Source organism: Vagococcus luciliae, assembly GCF_024637875.1.
Lineage (GTDB): Bacteria > Bacillota > Bacilli > Lactobacillales > Vagococcaceae > Vagococcus > Vagococcus luciliae.
The window spans coordinates 478,081-493,173 of sequence record NZ_CP102451.1 but is presented as its reverse complement, the minus strand read 5'-3'; the positions used below and the strand labels follow the sequence as shown (position 1 = coordinate 493,173).

Sequence of the window (15,093 nt, the reverse complement as noted above, 5' to 3'; positions counted from 1 at the left end):
AAAAGAAAAGACTTATGCACAGTATCAACAGTACCTACTACTACTACTATTTTTTTATATATTAATTAAAAGGAGACTAACTAATGAAAGTAACATTAAATCGATCTGCATTTTTAAATGAATTAGCTACAGTTCAACGTGCTATTTCTGGTAAAACAACCATTCCTATATTGACAGGGGTTAAATTAAGTATCACAGATGTTGGCTTAACACTTACAGGTAGTAATGCTGATATTTCTATTGAAACTTTTTTAAGTGTTGATAATGATAAAGCTAGTATGCTAATTGAATCCACTGGATCAATAGTTATTCAAGCACGTTTCTTTAATGAAATTATAAAAAAATTGCCAGAACAAACATTAACTCTAGAGTTAATTGAGAATAATCAAGTTATTATTTCATCAGGAAAAGCTTTATTTAATGTTAATGGATTAAATGCTGATAGTTATCCTCAGTTACCAATTATTGAGGATCAAACCAATTTCAAATTACCTGCAAGGGTATTGAATAAATTAATCAGTGAAACAGTTTTTGCTGTATCATCACAAGAAAGTAGACCAATACTCACAGGGGTACATATGACTTTAAATGATAATAATTTATTAGCAGTTGCAACAGATAGTCATCGTTTAAGTCAACGTAAAATGGAACTAGATAATGTCAATCAAACTTTTGATGTCGTGATACCTGGAAAAAGCTTACAAGAATTATCACGTTCATTTAAAGATGAAGAAGAGCAAGTTGACATTTCTATTATGGAAAATCAAATTTTATTTAGAACGGAAACGATGAATTTTTATTCTAGATTATTGGAAGGAAATTATCCTGATACCAATCGTTTAATCCCGACAAATTTTAATACTGAAATTAGTTTCAATGTCTCTAGTTTATTAGCAGCGATTGATCGAGCATCATTACTATCTCATGAGGGACGTAATAATATTGTCAAGTTAGCAATTGATTCTGAACAAGTGATTATTTATGGAAACTCACCTGAAATTGGTAATGTAGAGGAAAAATTAAATTATCTCGAAGTTGAAGGTGATCCTATTACGATTTCTTTCAACCCCGATTATATGAAAGCATCATTAAAATCATTTGGAGATATTGATGTGACAATTCGTTTTATTTCACCGATTCGTCCATTTACACTCCAACCTAAAGATGGTGATATTGAATTTATTCAACTAATAACGCCAGTTAGAACAAATTAAAAAAACTCATCCATCTTTTGATGGGTGAGTTTTTTTATAAATAAAATACTTTTTGAGTTTTCATTTCTGCAAAAATATTAAAGATGTTGTTTAATTAAGTTAATATAAGTTATAGATAGGAGGAAATGATTAATGAATATTTATGATTATAAAGCAACACTGGATACTGGAGAAACCTACTCTTTAAAAAATTATAAGGGGAAAGTAATGATTATTGTCAATACTGCAACCAAATGCGGACTAGCACCACAATTTAAGGAATTGGAGACTATTTATCAAACCTATAAGGATAAAGGATTAGTGATATTGGGATTTCCATCTAATCAGTTTCATCAGGAAGTAAAAACGAGTAAAGAAGCTAGTCAAGCATGTCAAATGACTTATGGAGTGACATTTCCTATGCATCAATTATCTAAGGTTAATGGTAAAGATGCTAATCCTATTTTCAGCTATTTGATAAATGAAGCACCTGGAGTACTGGGTGACAAAATTAAATGGAATTTCACTAAATTCATAATTAACCAAAAAGGGGAAGTAGTTAAACGATTTTCCCCAACAGATAAACCTGAAAAAATGGTACCAGATATTGAAAAACTATTAAATTAATTATGAAATGAAAGGAATGGTTGAGAAAAATCAATCATTCCTTTTTATTTATTTACAAAAAAATTTAAATTATTCCTTATTTTACGTTCTAAGAGGTTTAGTATAAAAAATGAAAAAAGTATCGATTCATTATAATATTGCGTAAAAAACGATTTTAGCAAAGAAAATTTGTTTTTAAGACTTAAAAAGGGTATAATGATAGCAATGGTAATTTGAAACAGAGAAGGTGAAAATTTGTGAAAAAAACATTTATATTAAAGACAGAGTATATGACTCTTGGTCAGTTTTTAAAAGAAGTTGATGTTATTTCTAGCGGTGGAATGGCTAAATGGTATTTACAGGAACATGCTGTATTTGTTAATGGAGAACCTGAAAATCGTCGCGGTAGAAAATTATATAAAGACATGATGATTGAAATACCTGAGTTAGGTACTTTTTTTATGGAAACAAATGCATCGGATGCTAAATAATTATGCAACTTAATCAAATAGAATTAACGAATTATCGAAATTATAATCAACTTACTTTAAATTTTTCACCAAAATTGAATGTATTTGTTGGAGATAATGCCCAAGGAAAAACTAATTTATTAGAAAGTATTTATGTTTTATCGTTAACAAAAAGTCACCGAAGCAATCATGAAAAAGAATTAATTCAATGGAATCAAGAGTTTGCTAGAATTGAAGGTCAAATAAGCAAAAAGAATGGTGATATTGATTTAACAATGATTGTTTCTAATAAAGGGAAAAAAACAAAGGTAAATGGCTTAGAACAAATTAAATTAAGTCAATATATAGGTTATTTGAATGTTATTTTATTTGCTCCAGAAGATTTATCTTTAGTTAAGGGGTCACCACAACATCGTCGAAAATTTCTAGATATGGAAATTGGCCAGATCAACTCACACTATTTATATCACCTAAGCAATTATCAAACAGTGCTTAAACAGCGAAACCAATATTTAAAAAAAACTGCTTTTAATAAATCATATGATTCTCTTTATTTAGAAGTGTTAAATGAGCAATTAGCACAAGAAGGAAGCTTTGTGCTCTTTTCACGTTTGTATTTTGTCAATTTACTTGAAAAATGGGCTAATAGTATTCATGAGAACATTTCTTACGGAAAAGAAGAATTACGTATTTCTTATAAATCCTCCATCCAATTAGGTTCAGCACAAACGCAAGAAGAGTTATATTATTTATTGATGAAAGAGTTTAAAAAACATGAAGAGAGAGATCTATCTCAATTTACAACAAGTGTAGGACCTCATAGAGATGATTTGATTTTTATGGTGAATGGACAAAATGTTCAAACATATGGTTCGCAAGGACAGCAGAGAACAACAGCTTTAAGTGTTAAATTAGCAGAAATTGAGCTAATTAATGAAGAGATTGGGGAATACCCTGTTTTACTTCTTGATGATGTTCTTAGCGAACTGGATGATGAAAGACAAGTACAGTTAATGGAATTTATTGATAATAAACTTCAAACATTTTTGACGACAACCAGTATCGTACATTTAAACGATAAATTAAAAATAAATCCCGAAATATTCTATGTAACAAATGGAAAAGTAGAAAGGACGAGTGAAGACGTTGACGGATAAACAAATAAACGGAGGGCAGGCTTCATCATATGATGCCAGCCAAATTCAAGTATTAGAAGGGCTTGAGGCTGTTAGAAAACGGCCTGGTATGTATATTGGGTCCACAGGACCACAAGGTTTACACCATTTAGTATGGGAAATTGTTGACAATTCAATTGATGAGGCATTGGCTGGTTTTTGTACTGAGATTAACGTGACGATTGAAGAAGACAATAGTATTACTGTAAAAGATAATGGTCGAGGTATTCCAGTGGGAATACAAGAAAAAACAGGAAGACCTGCAGTTGAAACAGTATTTACCGTTTTACATGCCGGAGGAAAATTCGGTGGTGGTGGATATAAAGTATCTGGAGGTCTACATGGCGTGGGCTCATCTGTGGTAAACGCATTATCTGAATCTTTAAATGTAAAAGTACATGTGGACGGAAAAATTTATCATCAAGAATTTAAACGTGGAAAAGTTACTGATGATTTAGAAATTGTTGGCGAAACAGACCACCGTGGGACAGTTGTGAACTTTAAACCAGATGCTGAGATTTTTAAGGAAACAACCGTATTTGAATATGATAAGCTAGCAACACGTATTCGTGAATTAGCTTTCTTAAACCGTGGATTACGTATTAGTATTTCGGATAAACGGGTAAATCCAATCCGAGAAGAGTCATATCACTATGAAGGTGGGATTAAGAGCTATGTTGAGTATTTAAATGCTGATAAAAACGTTCTTTTTCCTGATCCAATTTACACAGAAGGTGAACAACAAGATATTAGTGTAGAAGTTGCGATTCAATATACCGATGACTATCATACAAACTTATTAAGTTTTGCTAATAATATTCATACGTACGAAGGTGGGACGCATGAGTTTGGGTTTAGAACCGCTTTAACCCGTGTGATTAATGATTACGCTAAACGTCAAAAATTATTAAAAGAAAACGATGAAAATTTAAGTGGAGATGATGTTCGTGAAGGAATGACGGCTGTTATTTCTATCAAACATCCAGAACCACAATTTGAAGGACAAACAAAAACAAAATTAGGTAACTCTGAAGTAAGAACGGTTACTGATCGATTGTTTTCAGAAGCCTTTAACAAGTTCTTATTAGAAAATCCTGATGTGGCAAAACGTGTGGTTGAAAAAGGTATTTTAGCTTCTAAAGCACGTTTAGCAGCCAAAAGAGCACGTGAAGTCACACGACGCAAGGGAGCTCTAGAAATTAGTAGTTTACCTGGTAAATTAGCAGACTGTTCAAGCCGTGATCCTGAGAAAAGTGAATTATATATCGTCGAAGGGGATTCTGCGGGAGGTTCAGCTAAAACTGGTCGTGACCGTAAGTATCAGGCCATTTTACCTATTCGTGGAAAAATCTTAAACGTCGAGAAAGCGAGTATGGAAAAAATATTAGCTAATGCGGAAATCCGTTCATTATTTACAGCTATGGGGACAGGGTTTGGTGGCGATTTTGACGTATCAAAAGCACGTTATCATAAATTAATTATTATGACTGATGCCGATGTCGATGGGGCACATATTAGAACCCTTTTGTTAACCCTATTTTATCGTTATATGCGTCCAATCGTTGAAGCAGGGTATGTCTATATTGCTCAACCACCATTATATGGAGTAAAGCAAGGGAAAAATATTACCTATATCCAACCTGGCAAAGACGCCGATGACCGATTAGCTCAAGCAGTAGCAGATCTTCCTGCAACACCAAAACCTAGTATTCAACGTTATAAAGGTCTTGGAGAGATGGATGACCATCAATTATGGGATACAACGATGGATCCGGCAAAAAGAACTATGTTACGTGTGACTGTGGAAGACGCTGCAAAGGCAGATGCAGTGTTTGATATGTTGATGGGAGATAGAGTAGAACCTCGTCGTGAATTTATTGAGGCCAATGCACATTATGTTAAGAATTTAGATATTTAAGTAAGGGAGAAACGTTCATGTCTGAAGAAATCAGAGAAAATATTCAAGATGTTAATTTGACACAGGAAATGGAAGAATCCTTTATTGATTATGCCATGAGTGTTATTGTGTCTCGTGCGTTACCAGATGTAAGAGATGGGTTAAAACCTGTTCATCGTCGTATTTTGTATGGAATGAATGAAATGGGTGTGACACCTGATAAAGCACATAAAAAATCAGCTCGTATCGTTGGGGATGTCATGGGTAAATACCATCCTCATGGCGATAGTGCGATTTACGAATCAATGGTACGTATGGCACAACCATTTAGTTATCGTAATATGCTAGTTGATGGACATGGTAACTTTGGTTCTGTCGATGGTGATGGGGCTGCTGCTATGCGTTATACGGAAGCTCGTATGAGTAAAATTGCGGTTGAAATGCTGCGAGATATAAATAAAAATACCGTTAACTTTCAAAAAAATTACGATGAAACAGAAAGAGAGCCAGAAGTATTACCAGCACGTTTTCCTAATCTTTTAGTTAATGGGACAACAGGGATTGCAGTAGGTATGGCAACTAATATACCACCACACAATTTGTCAGAAGTAATTGATGCGTTAAAACTATTGATGGAAAATAAAGATGTGACAACAAATGAATTGATGGAGGTACTACCTGGACCTGACTTTCCGACCGGTGGACTTGTCATGGGGAAAACGGGTATTCGTAAAGCTTATGAAACGGGTAAAGGATCAATCATTGTTCGTGCGAAAGTCGATATTGAAGAAAAATCAAATGGTCGTGAACGTATTATTGTAACTGAAATACCATATATGGTGAATAAAGCAAAACTGGTTGAACGTATCGCTGAGTTGCATCGTGAAAAACGTATTGAGGGGATTACTGACTTAAGAGATGAATCCTCACGCGAAGGGATGCGTATTGTCATCGAGATTCGTCGTGATACAAGCGCATCAGTTGTGTTGAATAATTTATATAAATTAACGTCGTTACAAACAAGTTTTGGCTTTAATATGTTAGCAATCGTTAAAGGTGTACCAAAAGTTTTAGGATTAAAACCAATTCTAGAGTATTATTTGGAACATCAAGAAGAAGTCATTGTTCGCCGTACAGAATTTGATAAACAAAAAGCAGAAGCGCGTGCGCACATATTAGAAGGCTTGAGAATAGCATTAGATCACATTGATGAAATTATTAAAATTATTCGTGCTTCAGCTTCTGATGACGTTGCAAAAGCGACGTTAATGGAAAAATTTGAGTTGTCAGATAGACAATCTCAAGCTATTTTAGATATGCGTTTACGCCGTTTAACAGGTTTAGAACGTGAAAAAATTGAAGCAGAATACCAAGATTTATTGGTATTAATCGCAGATTTAAAAGATATATTAGCTAACCATCATAGAGTATTGGAGATTATCTCTGAAGAATTGGATGAAGTTCAGCGAAAATATGGGGATGCAAGACGTACGGAATTGCTTGTAGGAGAAGTATTAAGTCTAGAAGATGAAGATTTAATTGAAGAAGAAGATGTGGTTATTACGTTAACTCATAATGGTTACATTAAACGATTACCAAGTACGGAGTTCCGTACCCAAAATCGTGGCGGACGTGGTGTTCAAGGAATGGGCGTTCATGATGATGACTTTGTTGAGAATTTATTATCATGTTCAACACACGATACGTTATTATTCTTTACAGATACAGGTAAAGTATATCGTGCAAAAGGATATGAAATCCCTGAGTACGGTCGTACAGCTAAGGGGATTCCAGTCATCAATCTATTAGGTATTGATTCTTCAGAAAAAATTGAAGCCATTATTAATGTGGAAGGAAAAGCTGATTCTGATCAGTATTTATTCTTCACAACTAAGTTAGGAACAGTAAAACGTACTTCTGTTAAAGAATTTTCGAATATTCGCACCAATGGTTTAAAAGCTATTGGTTTAAAAGATGGTGATTCACTGATTAATGTAGCATTAACAGATGATGATGATACAATTATTATTGGGACAAATCTAGGGTATTCTGTAACCTTTAAAGCAGAAGCAGTGCGTTCAATGGGACGTAGTGCAGCAGGTGTTCGTGGTATTCGTTTAAGAGAAAATGATTATGTCATTGGCATGGATATCTTAAAACCAGACATGGAAGTATTAGTTATTACTGAAAATGGGTATGGTAAGAGAACACATGCTAAAGAATATCCAATCAAGGGCCGTGGTGGTAAAGGGATTAAAACCGTTAATATTACTGAGAAAAATGGTCATTTAGTTGGATTAACAACGGTTAGTGGTGAAGAAGACATTATGTTAGTCACTAATAAAGGTGTCATCATCCGTTTTGAGTTGAATTCTGTTTCTCAGACAGGTCGTTCAACCCAAGGCGTCCGTTTAATTCGTTTAGAAGAAGATGCTTTGGTATCAACTATGGCAACTATTGATGTTGATGAAGATGAAATAGAAAATACTATTGTGTCAGAGGAAATCGATGTTAACATAACAGCGGATGAACAAGAAAAGAATTTTGAAGAATAAAATGATAAATGACTCAAAGTAGACAACTATTTTGAGTTATTTTTTTATAAAAAAATTTAATTAAGGAGATATTCTAGATAACTATCTATTTACTAGGGTTAGTAATAGTAAGGGGGATTTATAGAAACCTTTGATATTAAATAATTTGAAGAAATATATTATTGGTAAAGGTTGATTAAAATAAAGCTATTATAAATTTATGTTGCAATACGATATAAAAAAGAGTATAATTTATTACTGTGAGTAAATGAAAATTTACTCTCCTTGTTCCTTATAATTAAGGAACCTTTAGTCCATAAGGAGGTGAAAATCAATGAGTCAGGTATCAAATTATGAAATCATGTATATAATTCGTCCTAACATTGATGAGGAAGCAAAAAATGCTCTAGTAAATCGTTTCGATTCAATCTTGAAAGATAACGGAGCAGAAGTTTTGGAATCTAAACAATGGGAAAAACGTCGTTTAGCTTACGAAATCCAAAATTTCCGTGAAGGAATCTACCATATCGTTAAAGTTTCTTCTACAGATGCTGCAGCAATCAATGAATTTGATCGTTTAGCAAAAATCAATGATGACATTTTACGTCACATGATTGTTAAAGAAGAAAATTAATAATGTTTCACGTGAAACATTTATAACGAAAGGAGATTAACCAATGATTAATAATGTTGTATTGGTAGGTAGACTTACTCGAGACCCAGATTTGAGATATACGTCAAATGGTTCTGCCGTAGCCACTTTTAACTTAGCTGTTAATCGTAATTTTACTAATCAAAGTGGAGAACGAGAAGCAGATTTTGTTAACTGTGTTATTTGGAGAAAACCAGCTGAAACTCTAGCTAATTATGCTAAAAAAGGGACTCTATTAGGAGTAGTTGGACGTATTCAAACTAGAAACTATGAGAATCAACAGGGACAAAGAGTGTATGTAACTGAAGTGGTTTGTGAGAACTTCCAATTATTAGAATCTAAGAATGCATCAAGTCAAAGACAACAGCAAACTAGTGGATTTAATAATTTTTCTCAAGATAACCAAAATACACAATCATCATTTGGCCAATCTTCAAGTAATGACATGCCGAACTTCGATCGTGATAATAGTAATCCTTTTGGAAACTCATCATCGATAGATATTTCGGATGACGATTTACCATTCTAATATAGAGGAGGGCATATAATGGCAGCTCAACAAAGAAGAGGCGGACGCCGTCGTCGTAAAGTATGTTACTTTACAGCTAACCATATTGATCATATCGATTACAAAGATGTTGAATTATTATCTCGCTTTGTTTCAGAACGTGGTAAAATTTTACCTCGTCGTGTAACAGGGACTTGTGCTAAACATCAACGTAAATTAACGATTGCAATTAAACGTGCAAGAATTATGGGATTATTACCATTCGTTAGTGAAGACTAGAAATCCAAGAGACATTCGTATGAATGTCTCTTTTTGTTTCACGTGAAACTATGAAGATAGTTTAGAAATACTATGGATTATGGTAAAATATAGAGAGTACATGACTAGAATCGTTAGGAGAGTGGATATAGATGAAAGTTATCTTTTTAGAAGATGTAAAAGGTAAAGGGAAAAAAGGTGAAGTGAAAGATGTCGCCGTAGGATATGCTCAAAACTTTTTAATTAAAAAAGGATTAGCTAAAGAAGCAACTGCTCAAAGTTTAAGCGAACTTAAAGGAAAAGAAAAAGCTAAAGCTAAAGAAGATGCAGAAGTGTTAGAAGAAGCTAAAAAATTAAAAGAAACATTTGAAACTGAAGGATTTGAAGTGGTTATAAAATCAAAAGCTGGAGAGGATGGTCGTTTGTTTGGCTCTATTCCATCGAAACAAGTAGCAGATGGACTTCAAAAGCAACATAAAATAAAAGTAGATAAACGCAAAATTGAAATGGAACAGCCAATTAAAGCACTAGGATATACAACTGTTCCAGTTAAATTACATAAAGAAGTGGTAGCCAAACTACGTGTACATGTAGTGGTTGAGTAACCGGAAAATTGAGGATTTAGTCTATGGAACTTATTCAACAAGATAGAGTGCCACCTCAAAGTATCGAGGCAGAACAAGCAGTTTTAGGTTCTGTCTTTTTAAATGCAGATGCTTTGATTGAGGCGATGGAATATATTGATTCAGCTGATTTTTATCGTCGTTCACATCAATTACTTTTTCAAACGATGTTAGACTTAAACAATCGTAATGAAGCGATTGATGTGATTACGATGAAAACAGAGTTGGAACAAAAGCAATTGCTAGAAGATGTTGGTGGGATTAGTTACTTATCTGAATTAACAACAAGCGTTCCAACAGCAGCCAATGTGGGCCACTATGCAAAAATTGTGGAACAAAAATCGTTATTACGACGTTTAATACAAACAGCAACAGATATCGTAACAAAAGGCTTTGAACAAGACGAAGATGTTGAATTTATCTTAGATGAAGCAGAACGTCAAATTTTAGAAGTTTCTGAAAAAAGAAATAGAAGTGGTTTTTTAGCGATTTCAGATGTATTGAGTGATTCGATTGCTCAAATAGAACAACTCTCACAACAAGGGGATGAGATAACTGGGCTGCCAACTGGATATCATGCACTTGATAAAATGACTGCAGGACTTCAATCAGAAGAACTTATTATATTAGCTGCACGTCCAGCTGTGGGAAAAACAGCATTTGCTTTAAATATTGCGCAAAATGTAGGAACAAAAACGGATGAATCAGTCGCTATTTTTAGTCTAGAAATGAGTGCAGAGTCTTTAGTGAATCGTATGTTATGTTCAGAAGGATCTATTGAAGCAAGTCATTTAAAAACAGGTCAATTAACAGATGAAGAATGGAATAGTTTAATTGTCGCAATGGGAAGTTTATCAAGAGCTAATATTTTTATAGATGATACACCAGGTATTAAAATATCTGAAATTCGGGCGAAGTGTCGGAAATTAGCTCAAGAGCAAGGCGATTTAGGTCTTATTCTAATTGATTATTTACAGTTGATAGAGGGGACTGGGCGAGAAAATAGACAACAGGAAGTATCTGAAATTTCTCGTCAACTAAAGAAACTTGCTAAGGAATTGAAAGTACCTGTCATTGCTTTATCACAATTATCTCGTGGGGTGGAGCAAAGGCAAGATAAACGTCCAGTATTAAGTGATATTCGTGAATCAGGTTCTATTGAGCAAGATGCAGATATAGTAGCCTTTTTATATCGTGATGATTATTATCAACGTGATGGTGAAGACGATGATGATGAACCCGCTCAAGAATCTAATAATATTATTGAAGTTATTATAGAAAAAAATAGAAGTGGTGCAAGAGGGACAGTTGAGTTAATGTTTATTAAAGAATATAATAAATTTACTTCTATTTCCCCAAGAGAAGAATTTTAATATTCGTAATTTGTGATAAAAATATGTTTTTTTTAATTTAATGTTCTGATTTAGTTGTGTTAGATTCTTTTTTTTGATAATATAGTTAGGTAATGAATAAAAGAGAAGAACGGAGTGTTCATATGTCATCAGTTGTAGTAGTCGGAACTCAGTGGGGAGACGAAGGTAAAGGGAAAATCACTGATTTTTTAAGCGAAAATGCAGAAATCATTGCAAGATACCAAGGTGGAGACAATGCAGGCCACACTATTCAATTTGATGGAACAACCTATAAACTTCACTTAATTCCATCAGGTATTTTTTATCAAGATAAAATAAGCGTGATTGGTAATGGTGTGGTTGTTAATCCAAAATCATTAATTAAAGAATTAAATTATTTAAAAGAACATAATATTCCAACTACTAATTTAAGAATTTCAGATAGAGCACACGTTATTTTGCCTTATCATATTCTTTTAGATCAGTTACAAGAAGATGCCAAAGGTGATCAAAAAATCGGCACAACGATTAAAGGGATTGGACCTGCATATATGGATAAAGCAGCTCGTGTGGGTATTAGAATAGCTGATTTATTAGATAAAGAGATTTTTGAAGAACGATTAAAAATAAATTTAGAAGAAAAAAATAAATTATTTACTAAAATCTATGAAGTAGACCCTATTTCATTTGAAGAAGTGTTTGAAGAATACTATGAGTATGGTCAATTAATTAAAGAATACGTAACTGATACATCAGTTATCTTAAATGAAGCCTTAGATAATGGAAAACATGTACTATTTGAAGGTGCTCAAGGTGTTATGTTGGATATTGATCAAGGTACTTATCCATTTGTTACCTCATCAAATCCATTAGCTGGAGGCGTGACAATTGGCACAGGTGTAGGACCTTCTAAAATTGATAAAGTTGTGGGTGTTTGTAAAGCTTATACCTCTCGTGTAGGTGACGGACCATTCCCAACTGAACTATTTGATGAAACAGGTCATCAAATTAGAGAAGTTGGTCGTGAATATGGTACAACAACTGGTCGACCAAGACGTGTTGGTTGGTTTGATAGTGTTGTGATGAGACATTCTAGACGTGTATCAGGTATTACTAACCTATCATTAAATTCAATCGATGTTTTAACAGGTTTACCTGTCATTAAAATTTGTGTGGCTTATGAGTTAGATGGAAAAGAAATCACTCATTACCCAGCAAGTTTGAAAGAATTATCGAGATGTAAACCAATTTATGAAGAATTACCAGGGTGGACGGAAGATATTACTGGTTGTAAAACATTAGAAGAATTACCAAAAAATGCTAGAAATTATGTTAAACGTGTTTCTGAGTTAGTAGATGTTAGAATTTCAACATTTTCTGTTGGTCCTGATAGAACACAAACAAACATTTTAGAAAATGTTTGGGAACAAATTTAAATACCCAATAAATATAAAAAAAATAGAGAGTTATCGAACTCTCTATTTTTTTATTATATAATAAAGTTAAACCAATGATAGGGAGAAAATAAAAATGACTTATAAATTTGATTTGTTGGTAGATTCCTGTTGTGATTTAACACATGATGAATTAGAGGAACCAGGCATTAAAAAAATTAGTATGACGATTCAATTAGACAACAAAGAATATATTGATGACTTTCAGGAAACTTTTGACTACAATTGGTTTATGACAGAACTTAAAAATGGAGCAACGCCTAGTACGTCACAAATTAATATCGGGAATTATTTAGATATTTTTAAAGAATATGTCGGTCAGAGCCAACCCTTGCTATATGTTTGTTTTTCATCAGGTTTAAGTGGCTCATATAATAATGCGATGACAGCTTTATCTATGTTAGAAGAAGAGCATGGTAAACTACCGATTATGATTATTGATTCTTTAGCGGCATGTTTGGGAGAAGGACTACTTATAAGGAATGTCTTAAATCTTAGGAGACAAGAAAAAACACTTGAAGATGTCGTATTATGGTTAAACGAAATGATACCAAGATTACATTCATGGGTTACAGTTGATGATTTAAAACATCTAGAGCGTGGAGGTAGGATATCTAAAACGTCTGCGATGATTGGTAGTATGATCAAAGTGAAACCAATTATCTGTATGAATGCGGAAGGAAAATTAATTAATACTGGTAAAGTACGTGGACGTAAGCATTCATTGGAAAAAATTGTTGAATTAACCAAAGAAACGATTGAAAACGAAGAAGAACAAGATATCTTAATTGCTTATGCTGGAGATAAAGAGTCTGGTGAAAAATTAAAAAATATTTTACAAGATAAAGTATCGGTAAAAAGTATTTCTGTAAAACCTATGGGACCAACCATTGCTAGTCATACAGGATATGGCGCATTAGCTATTTTTTCATTTGGTTTCATAAAGTAACATAAATTTATAAGATTATCTAGACTATAGACAAACTAGTTACTCATTAAGAGTGGTTGGTTTGTTTTTTTTAGATACGCCAATTGTAAAATTGAGCTAGACAATAAAAAAGACAAAGTATTGAAATTATTTAACACTTGTTTATAGTTTTATATAAGTTTATAAGGTTATATTACTTTGTGGTTATTATGAATAAAAATTCACATACAATGTGGAACAGATAAAAATTATTAACTATAACAGTTTTGATTATTTTTATTTGTTTTTAGTATTTTTAATTATATATTAAATTTATTTAATATATATCTAATAATTTTTTATTTGTCAAATTAAACTAGACAAAATATCGTTGTCTACATAACTCAAAAATACTTCCAATGGTGTTTTATAGTTTAATGATTTTCTAGGAATATTATTTCTTTTAGAAGCGATAGATTGGATAAAAGATTCCTCAACTTTGTTGAAATCCATTTGTTTAGGTAATCCATCTTTACGTAATAACCCATTAGAGTTTTCATTTAAGCCTCGTTGTGATGGTGTTCCTGGATCTGCAAAATAAATATCAATATCATTTAGATTGCTGATTGATTTCCAATTAGAAAATTCTTTACCACAATCGAATGTGATTGATCTAAATAGATGGCATGGAAACTTTTTAAACCAATTATTTAAACTATTTTCGATATCTATTGCTCGTCTGCCTATTGGTTTTAACGTAATAATCACTTTCGATAGTCTTTCAACGAGTGTGATAACAGCACTTTTATGGTCTTTCCCAACAATTGTATCACCTTCAAGGTGACCAAATTCATTATTAAAGAGTTGATGGATGTTTCTTTTAAAGGCTTGTTTGCCTCTTTTTTCGTTATAACCATTCGCTTTCCTTTTACCTTTCATAGGTAATGCAGTCAAATCAAACAGTCCTTGCTTAAATAATCTATAAAAAGTACTGATAGAACATGAAATAGGAAACTCAGCACGACCAATCATGACGTTTGGAGTCCATCCTTGAACAACCTTCTTTTGAATGTATTCTGTTTCATTATCAGATAAAGAAATAGGACGTCTGCCACAATTCTTTTTATTATTTTTGTACCTTTTATAGTAATCTAGTGCAGATACCCCCTCGTCAAAAGCTTTGTAAACATTATATATAGTCTGTTTTGCTCGTTTCAATTGTTTCGCAACGTATGTTCCTTTTTTATTTTGATGATAATAAGCTTCTATCAAAATTATCTCGTCTGTAGTAAGATGTGTATAGGTCATTTGTGATCACTCTCCTTGTTTTCTTTGGTTGGAAATACAATTTGAGTGTATCACAAATGATTTTTTAGTTGTCTAGCTTAATTTTACAATCGGCGATTATATAAAAAATGTGTTGTATATATTTCTTTTGTCTACTTTTTTTAATTAAATTATAAT

At 32.8% G+C, this 15,093-nt stretch carries 14 protein-coding genes; 13 read left to right on the top strand and 1 reads right to left on the bottom strand.

Annotated elements, in window-relative coordinates:
* The first annotated feature begins 83 nt into the window (after positions 1–83).
* From dnaN to G314FT_RS02450, 13 genes are all read left to right on the top strand, one after another.
* Complete coding sequence (dnaN, locus tag G314FT_RS02510) at positions 84–1,214, top strand: DNA polymerase III subunit beta (RefSeq protein ID WP_257701942.1); 1,131 nt, start codon at positions 84–86, stop codon at positions 1,212–1,214.
* 132 nt (positions 1,215–1,346) lie between these two features.
* Complete coding sequence (locus G314FT_RS02505; protein ID WP_257701941.1) at positions 1,347–1,820, top strand: glutathione peroxidase; 474 nt, start codon at positions 1,347–1,349, stop codon at positions 1,818–1,820.
* A gap of 236 nt (positions 1,821–2,056) precedes the next feature.
* Complete coding sequence (yaaA, locus tag G314FT_RS02500) at positions 2,057–2,290, top strand: S4 domain-containing protein YaaA (RefSeq protein ID WP_117973751.1); 234 nt, start codon at positions 2,057–2,059, stop codon at positions 2,288–2,290.
* Between the two features lie 2 nt (positions 2,291–2,292).
* A complete protein-coding gene (gene recF / locus G314FT_RS02495) occupies positions 2,293–3,426 on the top strand; it encodes a DNA replication/repair protein RecF (protein WP_257701940.1) in 1,134 nt (377 codons plus the stop codon).
* Positions 3,416–5,362: a DNA topoisomerase (ATP-hydrolyzing) subunit B gene (gyrB, locus tag G314FT_RS02490; protein ID WP_257702484.1), complete on the top strand. Its 1,947-nt coding sequence runs from the start codon at positions 3,416–3,418 to the stop codon at positions 5,360–5,362. The genes recF and gyrB overlap by 11 nt, the downstream gene beginning before the upstream one ends.
* A 17-nt stretch (positions 5,363–5,379) precedes the next feature.
* Positions 5,380–7,896, top strand: coding sequence for a DNA gyrase subunit A (gene gyrA, locus G314FT_RS02485; protein WP_257701939.1), 2,517 nt, complete (start codon positions 5,380–5,382; stop codon positions 7,894–7,896).
* 313 nt (positions 7,897–8,209) lie between these two features.
* Positions 8,210–8,509 (top strand): 30S ribosomal protein S6, encoded by a 300-nt coding sequence (rpsF, locus tag G314FT_RS02480; protein ID WP_125958310.1) that lies wholly within the window; start codon positions 8,210–8,212, stop codon positions 8,507–8,509.
* Between the two features lie 43 nt (positions 8,510–8,552).
* A complete protein-coding gene (gene ssb / locus G314FT_RS02475) occupies positions 8,553–9,056 on the top strand; it encodes a single-stranded DNA-binding protein (protein ID WP_257701938.1) in 504 nt (167 codons plus the stop codon).
* Between the two features lie 18 nt (positions 9,057–9,074).
* Positions 9,075–9,314, top strand: coding sequence for a 30S ribosomal protein S18 (gene rpsR, locus G314FT_RS02470; RefSeq protein WP_071455937.1), 240 nt, complete (start codon positions 9,075–9,077; stop codon positions 9,312–9,314).
* Between the two features lie 131 nt (positions 9,315–9,445).
* Entirely contained in the window at positions 9,446–9,898 is a 453-nt protein-coding gene (rplI, locus tag G314FT_RS02465; RefSeq protein WP_125958308.1) for a 50S ribosomal protein L9, read from the top strand.
* 23 nt (positions 9,899–9,921) lie between these two features.
* Complete coding sequence (dnaB, locus tag G314FT_RS02460; RefSeq protein WP_257701937.1) at positions 9,922–11,289, top strand: replicative DNA helicase; 1,368 nt, start codon at positions 9,922–9,924, stop codon at positions 11,287–11,289.
* Positions 11,290–11,411: 122 nt separating this feature from the next.
* Complete coding sequence (locus tag G314FT_RS02455) at positions 11,412–12,704, top strand: adenylosuccinate synthase (RefSeq protein ID WP_257701936.1); 1,293 nt, start codon at positions 11,412–11,414, stop codon at positions 12,702–12,704.
* A 94-nt stretch (positions 12,705–12,798) separates the two neighbouring features.
* Positions 12,799–13,671 (top strand): DegV family protein, encoded by an 873-nt coding sequence (locus G314FT_RS02450; protein ID WP_257701935.1) that lies wholly within the window; start codon positions 12,799–12,801, stop codon positions 13,669–13,671.
* Positions 13,672–13,995: 324 nt separating this feature from the next.
* Here the strand turns inward: G314FT_RS02450 and G314FT_RS02445 are convergent, their stop codons facing one another.
* Complete coding sequence (locus G314FT_RS02445; RefSeq protein ID WP_257701934.1) at positions 13,996–14,937, bottom strand: IS30 family transposase; 942 nt, start codon at positions 14,935–14,937, stop codon at positions 13,996–13,998.
* Positions 14,938–15,093: the final 156 nt, after the last annotated feature.

Coding starts and splice junctions, on each gene's coding strand:
- recF (WP_257701940.1), top strand. CDS start 2,293: ATGCAACTTAATCAAATAGAATTAACGAATTATCGAAATTATAATCAA.
- G314FT_RS02450 (WP_257701935.1), top strand. CDS start 12,799: ATGACTTATAAATTTGATTTGTTGGTAGATTCCTGTTGTGATTTAACA.
- dnaB (WP_257701937.1), top strand. CDS start 9,922: ATGGAACTTATTCAACAAGATAGAGTGCCACCTCAAAGTATCGAGGCA.
- ssb (WP_257701938.1), top strand. CDS start 8,553: ATGATTAATAATGTTGTATTGGTAGGTAGACTTACTCGAGACCCAGAT.
- G314FT_RS02505 (WP_257701941.1), top strand. CDS start 1,347: ATGAATATTTATGATTATAAAGCAACACTGGATACTGGAGAAACCTAC.
- G314FT_RS02445 (WP_257701934.1), bottom strand. CDS start 14,937: ATGACCTATACACATCTTACTACAGACGAGATAATTTTGATAGAAGCT.
- dnaN (WP_257701942.1), top strand. CDS start 84: ATGAAAGTAACATTAAATCGATCTGCATTTTTAAATGAATTAGCTACA.
- rpsF (WP_125958310.1), top strand. CDS start 8,210: ATGAGTCAGGTATCAAATTATGAAATCATGTATATAATTCGTCCTAAC.
- gyrA (WP_257701939.1), top strand. CDS start 5,380: ATGTCTGAAGAAATCAGAGAAAATATTCAAGATGTTAATTTGACACAG.
- rpsR (WP_071455937.1), top strand. CDS start 9,075: ATGGCAGCTCAACAAAGAAGAGGCGGACGCCGTCGTCGTAAAGTATGT.
- rplI (WP_125958308.1), top strand. CDS start 9,446: ATGAAAGTTATCTTTTTAGAAGATGTAAAAGGTAAAGGGAAAAAAGGT.
- G314FT_RS02455 (WP_257701936.1), top strand. CDS start 11,412: ATGTCATCAGTTGTAGTAGTCGGAACTCAGTGGGGAGACGAAGGTAAA.